16 protein-coding genes are annotated in these 14683 nt (G+C 73.6%); 9 read left to right on the forward strand and 7 right to left on the reverse strand.

Annotated elements, in window-relative coordinates; translation table 11 throughout:
* Window positions 1-70 precede the first annotated feature (70 nt).
* Together ACL02R_RS09470 and ACL02R_RS09475 are read right to left on the reverse strand one after the other, a co-directional pair.
* Window positions 71-451, reverse strand: a complete 381-nt coding sequence (locus ACL02R_RS09470) for a MazG nucleotide pyrophosphohydrolase domain-containing protein (protein ID WP_412796428.1) — start codon at window positions 449-451, stop codon at window positions 71-73.
* A 159-nt stretch (window positions 452-610) separates the two neighbouring features.
* Window positions 611-1480: an NmrA/HSCARG family protein gene (locus ACL02R_RS09475; RefSeq protein WP_412796429.1), complete on the reverse strand. Its 870-nt coding sequence runs from the start codon at window positions 1478-1480 to the stop codon at window positions 611-613.
* Window positions 1481-1626: 146 nt separating this feature from the next.
* Between ACL02R_RS09475 and ACL02R_RS09480 the strand changes: the two genes are divergently transcribed.
* The 4 genes from ACL02R_RS09480 to ACL02R_RS09495 all read left to right on the forward strand — a co-directional run bounded on the left by ACL02R_RS09480 (window position 1627) and on the right by ACL02R_RS09495 (window position 4472).
* A complete protein-coding gene (locus tag ACL02R_RS09480) occupies window positions 1627-2085 on the forward strand; it encodes a MarR family winged helix-turn-helix transcriptional regulator (RefSeq protein WP_412796430.1) in 459 nt (152 codons plus the stop codon).
* 84 nt (window positions 2086-2169) lie between these two features.
* Window positions 2170-3114, forward strand: coding sequence for an SDR family NAD(P)-dependent oxidoreductase (locus ACL02R_RS09485; protein WP_412796431.1), 945 nt, complete (start codon window positions 2170-2172; stop codon window positions 3112-3114).
* Between the two features lie 23 nt (window positions 3115-3137).
* Window positions 3138-3485, forward strand: a complete 348-nt coding sequence (locus tag ACL02R_RS09490; RefSeq protein ID WP_412796432.1) for a nuclear transport factor 2 family protein — start codon at window positions 3138-3140, stop codon at window positions 3483-3485.
* 99 nt (window positions 3486-3584) lie between these two features.
* On the forward strand, window positions 3585-4472 hold the full coding sequence (locus ACL02R_RS09495) for an alpha/beta fold hydrolase (RefSeq protein ID WP_412796433.1): 888 nt from the start codon (window positions 3585-3587) through the stop codon (window positions 4470-4472).
* A 33-nt stretch (window positions 4473-4505) separates the two neighbouring features.
* Here ACL02R_RS09495 and rarD read toward each other — a convergent pair whose 3' ends face one another.
* The 5 genes from rarD to ACL02R_RS09520 all read right to left on the reverse strand — a co-directional run bounded on the left by rarD (window position 4506) and on the right by ACL02R_RS09520 (window position 10863).
* Window positions 4506-5423 carry an EamA family transporter RarD gene (rarD, locus tag ACL02R_RS09500; protein ID WP_412796611.1) on the reverse strand — a complete coding sequence of 306 codons (918 nt, stop codon included), beginning with the start codon at window positions 5421-5423 and terminating at the stop codon, window positions 4506-4508.
* A gap of 176 nt (window positions 5424-5599) precedes the next feature.
* Complete coding sequence (locus ACL02R_RS09505) at window positions 5600-6712, reverse strand: 2-oxoacid:ferredoxin oxidoreductase subunit beta (RefSeq protein ID WP_412796434.1); 1113 nt, start codon at window positions 6710-6712, stop codon at window positions 5600-5602.
* Window positions 6702-8621: a 2-oxoacid:acceptor oxidoreductase subunit alpha gene (locus tag ACL02R_RS09510; protein WP_412796435.1), complete on the reverse strand. Its 1920-nt coding sequence runs from the start codon at window positions 8619-8621 to the stop codon at window positions 6702-6704. Before ACL02R_RS09510 ends, ACL02R_RS09505 begins: the two co-directional genes overlap by 11 nt.
* 207 nt (window positions 8622-8828) lie before the next feature.
* Window positions 8829-9488 (reverse strand): response regulator transcription factor, encoded by a 660-nt coding sequence (locus tag ACL02R_RS09515; protein ID WP_412796436.1) that lies wholly within the window; start codon window positions 9486-9488, stop codon window positions 8829-8831.
* A 52-nt stretch (window positions 9489-9540) separates the two neighbouring features.
* Entirely contained in the window at window positions 9541-10863 is a 1323-nt protein-coding gene (locus tag ACL02R_RS09520; RefSeq protein ID WP_412796437.1) for a sensor histidine kinase, read from the reverse strand.
* Between the two features lie 202 nt (window positions 10864-11065).
* Here ACL02R_RS09520 and ACL02R_RS09525 point away from each other — a divergent pair, with 202 nt between their 5' ends.
* From ACL02R_RS09525 to ACL02R_RS09545, 5 genes are read left to right on the forward strand one after another with little or no spacing between them, the layout of a single operon-like run.
* Window positions 11066-11437 carry an NADH-quinone oxidoreductase subunit A gene (locus ACL02R_RS09525; RefSeq protein WP_362962206.1) on the forward strand — a complete coding sequence of 124 codons (372 nt, stop codon included), beginning with the start codon at window positions 11066-11068 and terminating at the stop codon, window positions 11435-11437.
* Window positions 11428-11991, forward strand: a complete 564-nt coding sequence (locus tag ACL02R_RS09530) for an NADH-quinone oxidoreductase subunit B (RefSeq protein ID WP_412796438.1) — start codon at window positions 11428-11430, stop codon at window positions 11989-11991. Before ACL02R_RS09525 ends, ACL02R_RS09530 begins: the two co-directional genes overlap by 10 nt.
* Window positions 11988-13172 (forward strand): NADH-quinone oxidoreductase subunit C, encoded by a 1185-nt coding sequence (locus tag ACL02R_RS09535; RefSeq protein WP_412796439.1) that lies wholly within the window; start codon window positions 11988-11990, stop codon window positions 13170-13172. The genes ACL02R_RS09530 and ACL02R_RS09535 overlap by 4 nt, the downstream gene beginning before the upstream one ends.
* Window positions 13172-14131, forward strand: coding sequence for a complex I subunit 1/NuoH family protein (locus tag ACL02R_RS09540; RefSeq protein WP_412796440.1), 960 nt, complete (start codon window positions 13172-13174; stop codon window positions 14129-14131). Before ACL02R_RS09535 ends, ACL02R_RS09540 begins: the two co-directional genes overlap by 1 nt.
* The gene (locus ACL02R_RS09545; RefSeq protein ID WP_412796441.1) at window positions 14128-14676 is read left to right on the forward strand and encodes a NuoI/complex I 23 kDa subunit family protein; all 549 of its coding nucleotides are present in this window, start codon (window positions 14128-14130) and stop codon (window positions 14674-14676) included. Before ACL02R_RS09540 ends, ACL02R_RS09545 begins: the two co-directional genes overlap by 4 nt.
* Window positions 14677-14683: the final 7 nt, after the last annotated feature.

The following is a 14683-nucleotide window of genomic DNA, read 5'->3' on the forward strand; positions in this document are numbered from 1 at the left end:
CCCCCCCCCCCCCCCCCCCCCCCCCCCCCCCCCCCCCCCCGCCGCCCGGCGGGCGGGCGGACACGACCGCTCAGGAGCCCTCCATCCGCGGTGTGTCCGTCCTCCCCGTCCCCGCCGTGCGCTCCCCCTCGTCCTCGTCGCTCTCCGAGCCCTCCCGGACCCGGTGCAGGACGCCCCGTTCGTCCCTCGCGTACACCCGCCGCCTGTTCTTCTCGATCTTCCCGGCCACCTCGGAGGCCAGGTCGATCCCCCGCATCTGCGCGATCGCCGTCAGATACAGGAAGACATCGGCGAGTTCCTCCCCCAGGTCGTCACGCTGCTTCAGCCATGCCGTGAACGCCTCGCCGACCTCCGCCGTCAGAAGCCCGAACTCGACAGCGACATCCGTGGTGTTGAAGCCCTTGGCCAGCTTGTTCTCCCACGCGAGCCGCTGCGCGTCGGCGATGTCCACCCCACCACCTCCCATCCCTTTCCCAGCCGTCACCACCGCGCTCCGGGGCCCGTCACTGCCCCGGCGACGCGTCTTCGCCGCCCGTCCTCCCCCCACGAGGACGGGCGGCGACGTGAGCCTAACCGGAGCCACTGACAATCGGCCGGGGAGCGGCCGCCCTCACGCCTCGGGCACCGTCCAGTTGCCGCGCGCCCAGGCCTCCAGCGTCGTCGGCTCCGGCCGGATCGCCCGCAGCGAGGCGAGGTCCGCCGCGTATCCCCGGGTGTCGAACCAGTGGAACATCACCGCCGTCTCCTCGTCCTGCTCCCGCAGCACCTCGTCCGGCAGCGTCTCGAAGCGCACCGGCTCCCCGGCCACCGTCGCGAACGCCTCCGCCATGCCGGGGCCCGTCAGCTCGTCCCCCGCGATCTCGATCCGCCGGTCGAGGTGGCCCGCCGGGTCGTCGAACGCGTCGGCCGCGAGGACGCCGACGTCCGCCACGGCGATCATCTGGAGCGGTGTCGCGGGCCGCAGCGCCAGCGTCAGCACCAGCTCCCCGTCCCGCCGCCGCGGGCCGGCCCAGGCGAAGTTCTCCATGAAGAACACCGGCCGCAGGATCGTCGCGGGCAGCCCCAGCGCCTCGATGTGCCGCTCGACCCTGCCCTTGGACTCGAAGTGCTCGACGCCGCTTCCCCGGTCGGAGCCGCCCACCGAGGCGTAGACGAAGTGCGACACCCCCGCCCGCTCCGCCGCGTCCGCGACGAGCGCGCCCTGCCGCGCCTCACCCGCGGGACCGCCTGGCCCGGTGAAGGTCTGCACGCTGTAGACGCCGTACGCGCCGCGCAGCGCCGCGTCGAGCGAGCCGCGGTCGTCCATGTCGCCGCGCACCAGCTCCGCCCCGGCGCCCTCCAGCGCCCGCGCGCCGTCCGACGACGGGTCCCGCACCACCGCGCGCACCGGCCGCCCCCGCCGCAGCAGTTCGCGCGCCACCGCGCCCCCCTGCCGCCCGGTGCCGCCGAACACCACGATCACGTCCGCACGATCGGTCATCGTTCCGTCCCTCCGTCGTCCCACTCGCCCTTGAGTTCACCGGCTGGCCGACCGTAACCCGTGCCCCGCCCACACGACGCGACGGCGCGGCCGAGTCCCAGATGGGACGCCTGTAGTATGTGGCGCGCCAAACAACTGGGGAGCAGATGACCGAGCAGGGCGAGACGAGCCACCTGATCGTCCGACTCGCCCACGCCCACCAGAACGCCGCCGCGGCCCTCCTCAAGAACCTCGACCTCCATCCGGGCCAGGAGCTGGTCCTGATGCGGCTCGCCGAGGAGGACGGGCAGCCGCAGAGCCGCCTGGTGCGCGCCCTCGGCCTCGACCCCTCCACGGTCAGCCGTACGCTCCAGCGCCTCGAACGCAAGGGGCTCCTCGTCCGCACCCCCTCGACCGCCGACCGCCGCGCCGTCCTCGTCGCGCTCACCCCCGCGGGCCGCGCCCTGCTGCCCGAGGTCCGCCGGGTCTGGGAGGCGCTGGACGCCGCGACCGTGGCCGGCCTGTCGGAACGGCAGCGTGCCGAGGCCGCCAGGCTCCTGCGCCGCCTCGCGCGCGGCCTCGCCACGGCCCCCGCCCCCGGCCGGGACGGCGACGCCGGCCCCTGACCGTGTTGCCCCGCCCCGGCGCGGGGCCTCGCCCATAATGTCGGAAAAGCCGGAAGAATTCCGGCCAGCCGACGGAAGGGCGCCATGACCGAGCCGGAGCGCATCATCACGCCGTTCACCGCCGAATCGACCGCCGCCCAGGTCGTCGACGGCATCGACCTCACGGGCCGCCGCGCCGTCGTGACCGGCGCCTCCTCCGGCATCGGCGTCGAGACCGCCCGCGCGCTCGCCCTCGCCAACGCCGAGGTCACCCTCGCCGTACGCGACACCGCCGCCGGGGGCCACGCCGCCGAGGACATCACCCGCACCACCGGCAACCGGCAGCTCCTCGTCGCGCCGCTCGACCTCTCCGACCAGGCCTCGGTCGCCGCCTTCACCCTCGCCTGGGACGGCCCGCTGCACATCCTCGTCGCCAACGCGGGCGTCATGATGACCCCCGAGAGCCGTACGGCCGAGGGCTGGGAGCTCCAGTTCGCCACCAACCACCTCGGCCACTTCGCCCTCGCCACCGGCCTGCGGCCCGCGCTCGCCGCCGCCGACCGCGCCCGCGTCGTCGTCCTCAGCTCGCGCGCCCACCTGCGCGACGGCCTCGACCTCGACGACCTCAACTTCCGGCACCGCCCCTACGACCCCGCCGTCGCCTACGCCCAGTCCAAGACGGCCGCGGTCCTGTTCGCCGTCGAGGGCAACCGCCGCTGGTCACCTGACGGCATCACGGTCAACGCGGCGCACCCCGGCGCCGTGCTCTCCCGCCTCACCCGCTACATGAGCCAGGAGGACCTGGACCGCGCCACCTCCTCCGGCGAGACGTTCAAGACGCCCGAGCAGGGCGCCGCGACCCCCGTGCTGCTCGCCGCCTACCCTCCGCTCGCGCACGTCGGCGGCCGGTACTTCGAGGACTGCAACGAGGCCGTCCCCCACGTCGAGGGCACCGACCGGGGCGTCGCCGCCCACGCCCTCGATCCCGAACGCGCCAAGCGCCTGTGGCAGCTCTCCCAGGACATGGTCAGCTCGTCCCCCCACGTCTGACGCCCCCACCCGAAGGCACGCCCATGCCCGACATCCCCCCGGCCGCGCTCCCCGCCCCCGTGCGCCACTACCTGGACGCCCACCGCGCGCACGACACCACGACCGCCCTGGCCTCCTTTACCCCGGACGCCACCGTGACCGACGACGGCACGACCCACGCGGGCACCGCCGCCATCGCCGCCTGGCTCGCCCGCGCGTACACCGCCCACACCCGTACGGAGATCCTGTCCGGCGGACACTGCGACGACGAGACCCACTGCGCGGTCACCCTGCGGCTGTCCGGCGACGTCCCGGGCGGCGAGGTGGACCGCGCGCACTCCTTCACCCTGCGGGACGGACTGATCTACACGCTGACCATCGCTCCCGCGTGACGCGGCCCCCGTCCGCACGCGCCGTTACCCGGGTGTTTTCGTGCGATATGCGTTAAATGGCTTCTGTCAGGGCTCACCCTCGTCCCCCGGGAGGCACGCATGGCGTCCGTGACCATGCACGACGGCGCGGAGATCTACTACAAGGACTGGGGCATCGGCGCGCCCGTGGTCTTCCTCCACGGCTGGCCGCTCGACGCGGACGCCTGGGACGAGCAGCTCATCGCCGTCGCCGAGGCCGGGTACCGGGGCGTCGCGCCCGACCGGCGCGGCCACGGCCGTTCCACGCAGACGTGGCACGGCAACGACATGGACACCTGGGCCGACGACCTCGCCCAGCTCGTCGAGGCGCTCGACCTGCACGACATCACGTTCGTCGCCCACTCCATGGCGGGCGGCGAACTGGCGCGCTACCTCACGCGGCACGGGACCGGGCGCGTCGTCAGGGCGGTGCTGGTCGCGGCCGTGCCGCCGCTGATGCTCCAGACGGACACCAACCCCGAGGGCGTCCCGATCGACGCGCTGGACGACGTGCGGCAGGCGCTGCGGACGGACCGGGCGCAGTTCTGGCGGGACTTCGCGCCCCGCTTCTTCGGCGCGGGCACCGGCGCCACGGAGGACGACGGCGAGGACGGCGGGGACGCCGCTGAGGGGACCTCCGGCGGGAGCGCCGGCCGGTTCTCGCAGGGCCTGGAGGACTTCTTCTGGTCCATGGCCATGCGCCAGGGCCTCAAGGCGGCCATCGCCTGCGTGAAGGAGTACTCCGAGACCGACTTCACCGAGGACCTGCGCCGCTTCGACATCCCGACGCTGCTGATCCACGGCGACGGCGACCGCGTCGTCCCCCTCGACGCCACGTCCCGCAAGGCCGCCGCCCTCATCCCCGGCGCGACGCTCACGGTCTACCCGGGCGCCTCGCACGGCCTCGCCCTCGTCCCCGGCACGAAGGAACGCTTCACCGAGGACCTGCTCACCTTCCTGCGCGGCTGACGGAACGGCCGAGGGAACGGCCCGCGGCCCGGCTCACGAGCCGACCGGGCGCCCCTCGGCCGGCGCGGCGGCGCCGTCCCGCCCCGCCGGCCTGCCCGGGACGCGGGCGGCGACCGTCCTGCGGTTCACCCGCGCCTGGCGCAGCGCGTCCCACGTCAGGACCGTGAGCGCCACCCAGACGAGGAGGAAGCCGGCCCAGCGCTCCGGCGGCATCTCCTCGTCGAAGACCAGCAGCCCCAGCAGGAACATGCAGACCGGCGCGATGTACTGCATCATCCCGATCATCGACAGCGGCACCCGCATGGCCGCCGCGCCGAAGAAGATCAGCGGCAGCGCCGTCGCCAGACCGCTGCTGACCAGCAGCAGCGCGTGCCCCGGCCCCTCGGCGGTGAACGTGCCGTCGCCCCGCGCGCCCAGCACCAGCACGAAGACCAGCGCCGGGAGGAACTGGAACGCCGAGTCCGCGCTGAAGCCCTGGAGCCCGTCGAGCCCGGTCGTCTTCTTCACCAGCCCGTACGTCCCGAAGCTGACGCTCAGGATCAGCGAGATCCACGGGACCTGCCCGTACGCCACGCTCATCACGACCACCGCGAGGCCGCCGATGGCGACGGCCGCCCACTGCGCGCGGCGCAGCCTTTCGCGCAGGACGAGGACGCCCAGGGCGATGGTCAGCAGGGGGTTGATGAAGTAGCCGAGCGACGCCTCCAGGACGTGCCCCTCGGCGACCGACCAGATGAAGACGTACCAGTTGACGGTGATCAGCGTCGCGGACGCCGCGACCAGCGCCAGCCGCTTCGGCTGGCGCAGCAGCGGCCGTATCCAGCCCCAGTCGCGGACGACCGCGAGCAGCAGCAGCGCGGTCGGCAGGGACCACACGACGCGGTGCGCCAGCAGTTCCACGGGGCCCGTCGAGTCGAGCAGGTCCCAGTAGAGCGGCAGCAGCCCCCACATACCGAACGCGCCGAGCCCCAGCGCGATCCCCGACCTGCTCGCCGTTCCCCCGGACCCCGCCACCGCGACCCCTTCCACCACGTACGGCCCCCGCCGGACGGCGCGGCGTTGCTGACGGTACGCCGCGCCCGGCCCGGTTGTCATACCGGTGCGCGCCGCTCCGGCGCGGGGGCGGGTCAGCCCGCGACGGTCCAGGTGTCGTTGCCGGTCAGCAGCGCGCCCAGGTCGCCCTTGCCGCGCCGCACGACCGCCTGCTCCAGCTGCTCCGCCATCAGCTCGTCGTAGACGGGCCGCTCGGCGCCGCGGAAGACGCCGATGGGCGTGCGGTGCAGCGTCTGCGGGTCCGCCAGCCGGGACAGGGCGAACGCGGTGGTCGGCGAGGCGGCGTGCGCGTCGTGCACCAGCACGTCGTCGGTGCCCTCGACCGTCACGTCCACGACCTTCAGCTCGCCGGTCGCCCGGTCGCGCACGACGCCCTGGGTCCCCAGGCCGTCGCCGCCGTCCGCCTCGGCCCAGGGTGCGCCGAAGCGGATCGGCTCCCCGTGCTCCAGGCGGATCACGGCCTCCTGCGCGGTCTGCTTGTCCTTGATGACGTCGAACGCGCCGTCGTTGAAGATGTTGCAGTTCTGGTAGATCTCGACCAGTGCCGAGCCGCGGTGCTCGGCCGCCGCGCGCAGCACGCTCGTGAGGTGCTTGCGGTCCGAGTCCACCGTGCGCGCGACGAACGACGCCTCCGCGCCCAGCGCCACCGACACCGGGTTGAAGGGCGTGTCCAGCGAGCCCATCGGCGTGGACTTCGTGATCTTGCCCGTCTCGGACGTCGGCGAGTACTGCCCCTTCGTCAGTCCGTAGATCCGGTTGTTGAACAGCAGGATCTTCAGATTGACGTTGCGGCGCAGCGCGTGGATCAGGTGGTTGCCGCCGATGGACAGCGCGTCGCCGTCACCGGTGACGACCCACACCGACAGGTCGCGCCGCGACGTCGCCAGACCCGTGGCGATCGCGGGCGCGCGGCCGTGGATCGAGTGCATGCCGTACGTGTTCATGTAGTACGGGAAGCGGGACGAGCAGCCGATGCCGGAGATGAAGACGATGTTCTCGCGCGCCACGCCCAGCTCCGGCAGGAAGCCCTGCACGGCGGCGAGCACCGCGTAGTCCCCGCAGCCGGGGCACCAGCGGACCTCCTGGTCGGACTTGAAGTCCTTCGCCGACTGCCGCCCGGTGGCGGCGGGCACCAGGGACAGCGCCGTACGGATGCGGTCGGCGGCCTGGACAGCCTCAGTGGTCATCGTCGAGAGCCTCCTTGATCGCGGACGCGAGCCGCTCGGCCTTGAACGGCAGGCCCGTCACCTGCGTGATCGACCGGACGTCGACCAGGTACCTCGCCCGCAGCAGCAGGGCGAGCTGGCCGAGGTTCATCTCCGGCAGCAGCACGCGGTCGTAGGACCGCAGCACCTCCCCGAGGTTCGCGGGGAAGGGGTTGAGATGGCGCAGGTGGGTCTGCGCGACCTTGCCGCCCTCGCGCCTGATGCGGCGGACCGCGGCGGTGATCGGGCCGTACGTCGAGCCCCAGCCGAGCACGAGCGTGCGCGCCGTGCCGTCCGGGTCGTCCACCACCACGTCGGGCACGGTCACGCCGTCGGTCTTCGCCTGGCGCGTGCGGACCATGTGCTCGTGGTTGGCGGGGTCGTACGAGATGTTGCCGGTGCCGTCCTGCTTCTCGATGCCGCCGATGCGGTGTTCGAGCCCCGGCGTGCCGGGCACGGCCCAGGGGCGCGCCAGCGTCTCCGGGTCGCGCAGGTACGGCCAGAACACCTCGGTGCCGTCGGCCAGCTCGTGGTTCGGGGCGGTCGCGAACGAGGTCCGCAGGTCGGGCAGTTCCGACATCTCGGGAACGCGCCAGGGCTCCGAGCCGTTCGCCAGGTAGCCGTCCGAGAGGAGGAAGACCGGTGTCCGGTACGTCAGCGCGATCCGTGCCGCGTCGAGCGCCGCCGTGAAGCACTCGCCGGGCGTCGCGGGCGCGACGATCGGCACGGGCGCCTCGCCGTTGCGGCCGAACATGGCCTGGAGCAGGTCGGCCTGCTCCGTCTTCGTCGGCAGGCCCGTGGACGGGCCGCCGCGCTGGATGTCCACGACCAGCAGCGGCAGTTCGAGCGAGACCGCCAGGCCGATCGTCTCGGCCTTCAGCGCCACGCCGGGACCTGACGTCGTCGTGACGGCCAGCGAGCCGCCGAACGCCGCGCCCAGCGCCGCGCCGATGCCCGCGATCTCGTCCTCGGCCTGGAAGGTGCGCACGCCGAAGTTCTTGTGCTTCGACAGCTCGTGCAGGATGTCCGACGCCGGGGTGATCGGGTACGAACCGAGGTAGAGCGGCAGCTCCGCGCACTGCGAGGCGGCGACGAGGCCGTAGGCCAGCGCCAGGTTCCCCGAGATGTTGCGGTAGGTCCCGGCGGGGAACGCGGACGCGGCGGGCGCCACCTCGTACGAGACGGCGAAGTCCTCGGTGGTCTCGCCGAAGTTCCAGCCCGCGCGGAACGCGGTGAGGTTCGCCTCGGCGATCTCCGGCCGCTTGGCGAACTTGGCCCGCAGGAACGCCTCGGTCCCCTCGGTCGGCCGGTGGTACATCCACGACAGCAGGCCGAGCGCGAACATGTTCTTGGAGCGCCCCGCCTCCTTGCGCGTCAGGTCGAAGCCCTTGAGGGCCTCCACCGTCAGCGTCGTCAGCGGCACGCGGTGGACGCCGTACGCGTCGAGGGAGCCGTCCTCCAGGGGGTCGCCCGCGTACCCCACCTTGGCCACGGCCCGGGAGGTGAACTCGTCGGTGTTGACGATGATCTCGGCGCCGCGCGGCAGATCCCCCACGTTCGCCTTGAGGGCGGCCGGGTTCATGGCGACCAGCACGTCCGGGGCGTCACCCGGAGTGAGGATGTCGTGGTCCGCGAAGTGCACCTGGAACGACGAGACGCCGGGCAGGGTCCCGGCGGGCGCCCGGATTTCCGCGGGAAAGTTCGGCAGCGTCGCGAGGTCATTGCCGAACGACGCGGTCTCGGAGGTGAAACGGTCGCCGGTCAGCTGCATTCCGTCCCCGGAATCCCCCGCGAACCGGATGATGACCCGGTCCAGACGCCGGACGTCCTTGCCGGCGCCGCTGTTCCCGCCGACGCTGTCCTGGCTCGCCTGGTCGACCTCAGTGGTCACTGCTTAGCCCTCCTTGAGGCGGCTCGTGTCAGCCATGGTACGCGGGTAAGGCATGCCTTCCTGATGGTGATCACATGATGGACGTGGCTCGGGGAGAGACTTCCCGGCCACGGCCGTGATCCGTCCGCCGACGGCGAACGCGTCGGAAAAGCGACTGGTCAGCGACGCGCCGCGACCGGAACACGCCGCCCGGCCGCCCCGTGCGCCTCAGGAATGGAGATACGTGAGAACCGCCAGCACCCTGCGGTGATCTGTGTCACTCTGCGCCAGTCCCAGCTTCGCGAAAATGTTGCTGACATGCTTTTCCACCGCGCCGTGGCTCACCACCAGCTGCGCCGCGACGGCCGAGTTCGTTCGTCCCTCGGCCATTAGTCCTAGGACTTCTCTTTCCCGCGGCGTCAGCGCTTCGAGAACATCCTGTTTCCGGCTCCGGCCGAGCAGTTGTGCGACCACTTCCGGGTCCAGCGCCGTCCCGCCGCGCGCCACCCGTTCCACCGCCTCGGCGAACTCGCCGACGTCCGCGACCCGGTCCTTCAGCAGATAGCCGACGCCCCGGCTCGACCCGGCGAGCAGCTCCGTCGCGTACTGCTCCTCCACGTACTGTGACAGGACCAGGACCCCCAGGTCCGGGAAAGCCGCCCGCAGCCGCACGGCCGCCCGTACGCCCTCGTCGGTGTGCGTCGGCGGCATCCGGACGTCCGCGACCACCACGTCGGGCGGCGTCCCCGCGTCCGCCAGCCGCCGCACGGCCGCCACGAGCGCCTCGCCGTCGCCCACCCCGGCGGCGATCTCGTGCCCCCGGTCCGTGAGCAGCCGCGTCAGCCCCTCGCGCAGCAGCACCGAGTCCTCGGCGATCACCACCCGCACGGCGCTCGTCCCCCGTTCCTGTCAGCCGGTCGTCCTGTGCCCGTGCAGCATCTCATCCGCGGCGCGCGCCCACGGCCGCCCGGTCGCGCCAGGGCAGCACGGCCGACACGGTGGTGGGACCGCCCTGCGGCGAGTTGACGGCCAGCACGCCGTCCACCGCCGCCAGCCGGTCCGCGAGCCCCGCGAGGCCCGACCCGGCCGCCGGGTCGGCGCCGCCGCGCCCGTCGTCCAGCACCTGGATCATCAGCCGGTCGTCCGCCCGCCAGATCTCCACCCCTGCGTGGCGGGCCCCGCTGTGCTTGCTGACGTTCTGGAGCAGTTCGGAGACGGTGAAGTACGCGATCCCCTCGACGGCCTCGGCGGGCCGCGCCGCCAGCTCCACCTCCACGGTCACCGGCACCGTGCAGCGCGCCGCCAGCACCGACAGGGACGGGCCGAGCCCCCGGTCCGTGAGGATCGCCGGGTGGATGCCGCGCGCCAGGTCGCGCAGTTCCTGGAGCACGACCTTCACCTCGCCGTGCGCCTCGTCCACCATGCGCGCCGCCGCCTCCGGGTCGGTCGCCAGCTTCTCCTTCGCCATGCCCAGGTCCATCGCCAGCGCCACGAGCCGCGCCTGCGCGCCGTCGTGCAGGTCGCGTTCGATGCGCCGCAGGTCGGCGGCCGAGGTGTCCACGACGGCGGCGCGGTCCGACTCCAGCTCCCGCACCCGCGCGGCCGCCGCCGAGGGACCGAGCAGCAGCGCCGTCATCCGGCGCTCCGCCGCCGCCACGCCCCGGATCACCGGCGCGGTGACGAGCAGCAGCGCGACCCCCTGGAGCGCCACCAGGACCAGTTCGAGCGGGGTGTCCGACACCCAGCCGCCCCCGTCGCCGTCGGTGCCGATGCCGATGCCGGGCTCGCCGGCGTCACGCAGCGGCCAGAACCACAGCGGATACGTCACCATCGACAGGCTGCCCGCCCACGCGACGCCCATCAGCAGGAACGTGAACGCCCCCCACGGCAGCAGCAGCAGCGCGTGCGCCGCGCCCCGCCAGGACTGCCCCTCCTTGAGCACCTGGCCCAGGACCGCCAGCCACCCCTTCTCCTCCCGGCGCACGCGGCGCAGCCACGCCCCCGTACGCTCCGGTTCCTCGATACGCGCCCCCAGCATCACCCGCGCACGCCCCCGGCTCACCCTCGCCCACCAGCGCAGCGCGATCAGCGTGAGCGCCAGCAGCGGCAGGCCGATGAACGTCACGGACAGCCCGAAGCCCGTCGCCAGGCAGGTCACCGTGAGGACCATGCTCAGGACACCGAGCGGCCCGTTCAGCAGCAAGTGGAGCCCCTCGCGCAGGGTGCGGGGCTCGAACGGCATGCGCAGCAGCGTCGTCATCATGCGGGGAACCTCTCGGAGCGGTACGGCACGCCTCCAGGGTGCCGAACGCGCAGGACAGCGGCCATGGGGTGTGTCGGCGGACCGGGGGTGGGGTTGTCCCCACCCCCGCGGTCCCCGGGCAGCGTGGTCACAACGCGGCCCGCACCCCCTAGACTCCCGTGCAGTCAGTCCCCTCCTCCCCACAGGTCCGCGGAGGCCGCACGTGCCCGACTACTTCCACGGCTACTCCGTCGTCGGTCTGGTCGCGGTGGTGGGCGTCCTGTTCGTCGCCGTCGCGTTCGGCGCCGGGGCCCTGCTACGGCCGACCGCCCCCACGCCGGAGAAGCTGCTCGTGTACGAGTGCGGCGTCGATCCCGTCGGGGAGGGCTGGGCGCACACGCAGGTGCGGTACTACGTGTACGCGTTCCTGTACGTGATCTTCGCCGTGGACGCCGTCTTCCTCTTCCCCTGGGCCACCGTCTTCGCCGCGGACGGGTTCGGCGCCGTGACGCTGGCGGAGATGTTCGTCTTCCTCGGCTTCCTCGCCGTGGGACTGCTCTACGCGTGGCGGAAGGGCGTACTGGAATGGATCTGACCCCCGCGCCCCGCCTCGGCGCGCTCGCGCGGCTCGCCCCCGAGCCGATGAAGGTCGTCCTCAACTGGGGCCGCCGCTACAGCCTGTGGGTCTTCAACTTCGGACTTGCCTGCTGCGCCATCGAGTTCATCGCCGCGTCGATGTCGCGGCACGACTTCATCCGGCTCGGCGTCATCCCGTTCGCGCCGGGGCCGCGGCAGGCGGACCTGATGGTCGTCTCCGGGACGGTGACCGACAAGATGGCGCCGGCCGTCAAGCGGCTGTACGAGCAGATGCCGGAGCCGAAGTACGTGATCTCGTTCGGCGCGTGCTCCAACTGCGGCGGCCCGTACTGGGACTCGTACTCCGTGACGAAGGGCGTGGACCAGATCATCCCCGTGGACGTGTACGTGCCGGGCTGTCCGCCGCGCCCCGAGGCGCTGCTCCAGGGCATCCTCAAGCTCCAGGAGAAGATCGCCGAGGAGTCGGTCGCGGAGCGCTACGCGCCGTCCGCGGCGCCGTCCGCCGCCGCGCTCACCAGCCCGCTCGTCGCGCCGGGGGAGGGCGGCCGGTGACGGTCGGCTGGCTGCCCCGCCAGGCGTCCGGGCTGTTCGGTCCCGGCGCGGAGGCGTCGGAGGCGTACGGGGTGCTGACGGTGGACGTGCCGGGCGGCGACGCCTGGCCCGCCGCGCTGCGCACCGCGCGCGACGAGCTGGGGTGCACGTTCCTCGACTGGCTGAGCGCGGTGGACGAGGCGGACGTCTTCCGGGTGTGCGCGCACGTGGTGGCGCTGCCGGGCCCGGACGTCCCCGCGCCGCGGCGGCTGCTGCTGCGGACGGCCGTGCCGCGCGCCGAGGCGTCGTTGCCGACGGCGACGGAGGTGTACGCGGGCGCGGCGTGGCACGAGCGGGAGACGCACGAGATGTTCGGCGTCGACTTCCCCGGCCACCCGGGGCTGACGCCGCTGCTGCTGCCGGAGAGCTTCGAGGGGCATCCGCTGCGGAAGGACTTCGTGCTGGCGGCGCGGGTCGCGAAGGCGTGGCCCGGCGCGAAGGAGCCGGGGGAGTCGGAGCACGGCGGGCCGCGGCGGCGGCAGGCGCTGCCGCCCGGGGTGCCGGACCCGAACGAGTGGGGGCCGCTGAAGGGCACCCTCCCCGCCGCCCCGGCCAGGCGCGCGCGGGCGGACGCGCCGGAGCGTCCCGTGCGGCGTGCGCGGTCGGCGGGGGAGGGGTCCGCGAGCCGGCGCCCGGGAGCGCCCGAGGGCGCGGAGGGCCGTCCCGCGCGCCGGAGCCGCTCGGCGGGCGAGGGCTCGGCGAGTCAGCGGGCTGCCGCCGACGAGGACGTGGAGGGCGCGGCGGAGACGGGCCGTTCGGCCGGCGACGGTTCCGCGAGCCGGCGGGCGGCCGGGCCCGTGCGGCGGAGTCGTTCGGCAAGTGGGGGTTCGGCGAGTCAGCGGGCTGCCGCCGGCGAGGATGCGGAGGGCGCGGCGGGGCGCGGCCGTTCGACGGCCGAGGAGGCTGCGGCGGGTCCGGCCCGGCGCGACCGCTCCGCTGGTGACGGTTCCGCGAGCCGGCGGGCGGCCGGTGGTGAGGGCGCGGCAGGGCAGGAACGGCGCGCGGCCGGGCGAGTGCGCCGGGCCGGTGCCGGGGACGCCCCCTGGCTCCAGCCCCCGGACGGCGCGGAGGAGCCGGCGGACACGGAGACCCCGGACGAACCGGACGCCCCCGGCGGCGAGCGCGGGGAGGAGGACCGCTGATGGACGTCCTCGACGTCGTGTGGCGGCTGCTCGCCGTCCTCGTCGCGTTCCTCGTCCTCCCCCTCCTCGTCGGGCAGGCCGAGCACAAGGCCATGGCCCACATGCAGGGCCGCCTCGGCCCGATGCACGCGGGCGGTTTCCACGGCTGGGCCCAGCTCGTCGCGGACGGCGTGAAGTTCGCGCAGAAGGAGGACACCGTCCCGGCCGGTGCCGACCGGCGGATCTTCCGGCTCGCGCCCGCCGTCGCGCTGATCCCGTACCTCGTCGTGCTGATCGCGATCCCGGTCGGCCCCGACGGCTTCGTGGGCCAGACGCTCGACGCCGGGATCTTCTTCGTCCTCGCCGTCCTCGGCGTCGGCGTCCTCGGCTCGCTGATGGCGGGCTGGGCGTCCGCCAACAAGTACTCGCTCCTCGGCGCGCTGCGCACCGCCGCGCAGCTGATGGCGTACGAGCTGCCGCTCCTGCTCGCCGCCGCGTCCGTCGCCATGGCCGCCGGGACGCTCAGCCTGCCCGGCATCCTCGACGCGTTCGCGTGGTGGTGGGTGCCGTGGCAGCTCGCGGGCGGGCTGGTCTTCTTCACGGCCGGGCTCGCCGAGCTGCAACGGCCGCCGTTCGACGCGCCGATCGCGCCGGAGGAGATCATCTTCGGCGCGTACACCGAGTACTCGGGGCTGCGGTTCGCGCTGTTCCTGCTCGCCGAGTACGCGGGCATCGTCGTCATCTCGGCGCTGACGGCCGTCCTGTTCCTCGGCGGCTGGCACGGGCCCGCGTCCGACAGCCTCGGCTGGCTGTGGATGCTGCTGAAGACCGGCGTGCTCAGCTTCGCCGTCATCTGGGCGCGCGTCGCGTGGCCCCGGCTGCGCGCGGACCAGATCCAGCGGTTCGCGTGGACCGTGCTCGTCCCGGTGGCGCTCGCGCAGCTCGCGCTGACCGGCATCATCAGGGTGGTGACCGCATGAGTTTCGGGTCCGGGCTCGCCAGAGGGCTGGCGATCACGCTGCGGACGATGACCCGCAGGGCCGTCACCCAGCAGTACCCGGAGACGTCCCCCGCGCTGCCGCCGCGCAGCCGGGGCGTGATCGCGCTGTTCGAGGAGAACTGCACCGTCTGCATGCTGTGCGCGCGCGAGTGCCCGGACTGGTGCATCTACATCGACTCGCACAAGGAGACGCTGCCCGCGGTCGCGCCCGGTGGGCGGGAGCGCAGCCGGAACGTGCTCGACCGGTTCGCCATCGACTTCTCGCTGTGCATGTACTGCGGGATCTGTGTCGAGGTCTGTCCGTTCGACGCCCTTTTCTGGTCGCCCGAGTTCGAGTACGCCGAGACCGACATCCGCGAGCTGACACACGAACGCGACCGGCTGCGCGCCTGGATGTGGACCGTGCCCGAGCCGCCGCCGCCCGACCCGGCCGCCGAGGAGCCCAAGGAGATCGCCGCCGCGCGCAAGGCGGCGGAACGGGCCGCGGAGCAGACCGGGCAGACGGGGCAGGAGGCGGGCGGGTGACGGGCCG

The sequence above is a fragment of the Streptomyces sp. MS19 genome (assembly GCF_047200595.1).
GTDB lineage: Bacteria > Actinomycetota > Actinomycetes > Streptomycetales > Streptomycetaceae > Streptomyces.

Bases quoted from the DNA above. Each gene is read 5' to 3' on its own strand.
- ACL02R_RS09495 (WP_412796433.1), top strand. From the start codon at position 3,585: ATGGCGTCCGTGACCATGCACGACGGCGCGGAGATCTACTACAAGGAC.
- rarD (WP_412796611.1), bottom strand. From the start codon at position 5,423: ATGTGGGGGCTGCTGCCGCTCTACTGGGACCTGCTCGACTCGACGGGC.
- ACL02R_RS09530 (WP_412796438.1), top strand. From the start codon at position 11,428: ATGGATCTGACCCCCGCGCCCCGCCTCGGCGCGCTCGCGCGGCTCGCC.
- ACL02R_RS09520 (WP_412796437.1), bottom strand. From the start codon at position 10,863: ATGATGACGACGCTGCTGCGCATGCCGTTCGAGCCCCGCACCCTGCGC.
- ACL02R_RS09475 (WP_412796429.1), bottom strand. From the start codon at position 1,480: ATGACCGATCGTGCGGACGTGATCGTGGTGTTCGGCGGCACCGGGCGG.
- ACL02R_RS09490 (WP_412796432.1), top strand. From the start codon at position 3,138: ATGCCCGACATCCCCCCGGCCGCGCTCCCCGCCCCCGTGCGCCACTAC.
- ACL02R_RS09540 (WP_412796440.1), top strand. From the start codon at position 13,172: ATGGACGTCCTCGACGTCGTGTGGCGGCTGCTCGCCGTCCTCGTCGCG.
- ACL02R_RS09545 (WP_412796441.1), top strand. From the start codon at position 14,128: ATGAGTTTCGGGTCCGGGCTCGCCAGAGGGCTGGCGATCACGCTGCGG.
- ACL02R_RS09480 (WP_412796430.1), top strand. From the start codon at position 1,627: ATGACCGAGCAGGGCGAGACGAGCCACCTGATCGTCCGACTCGCCCAC.
- ACL02R_RS09485 (WP_412796431.1), top strand. From the start codon at position 2,170: ATGACCGAGCCGGAGCGCATCATCACGCCGTTCACCGCCGAATCGACC.
- ACL02R_RS09505 (WP_412796434.1), bottom strand. From the start codon at position 6,712: ATGACCACTGAGGCTGTCCAGGCCGCCGACCGCATCCGTACGGCGCTG.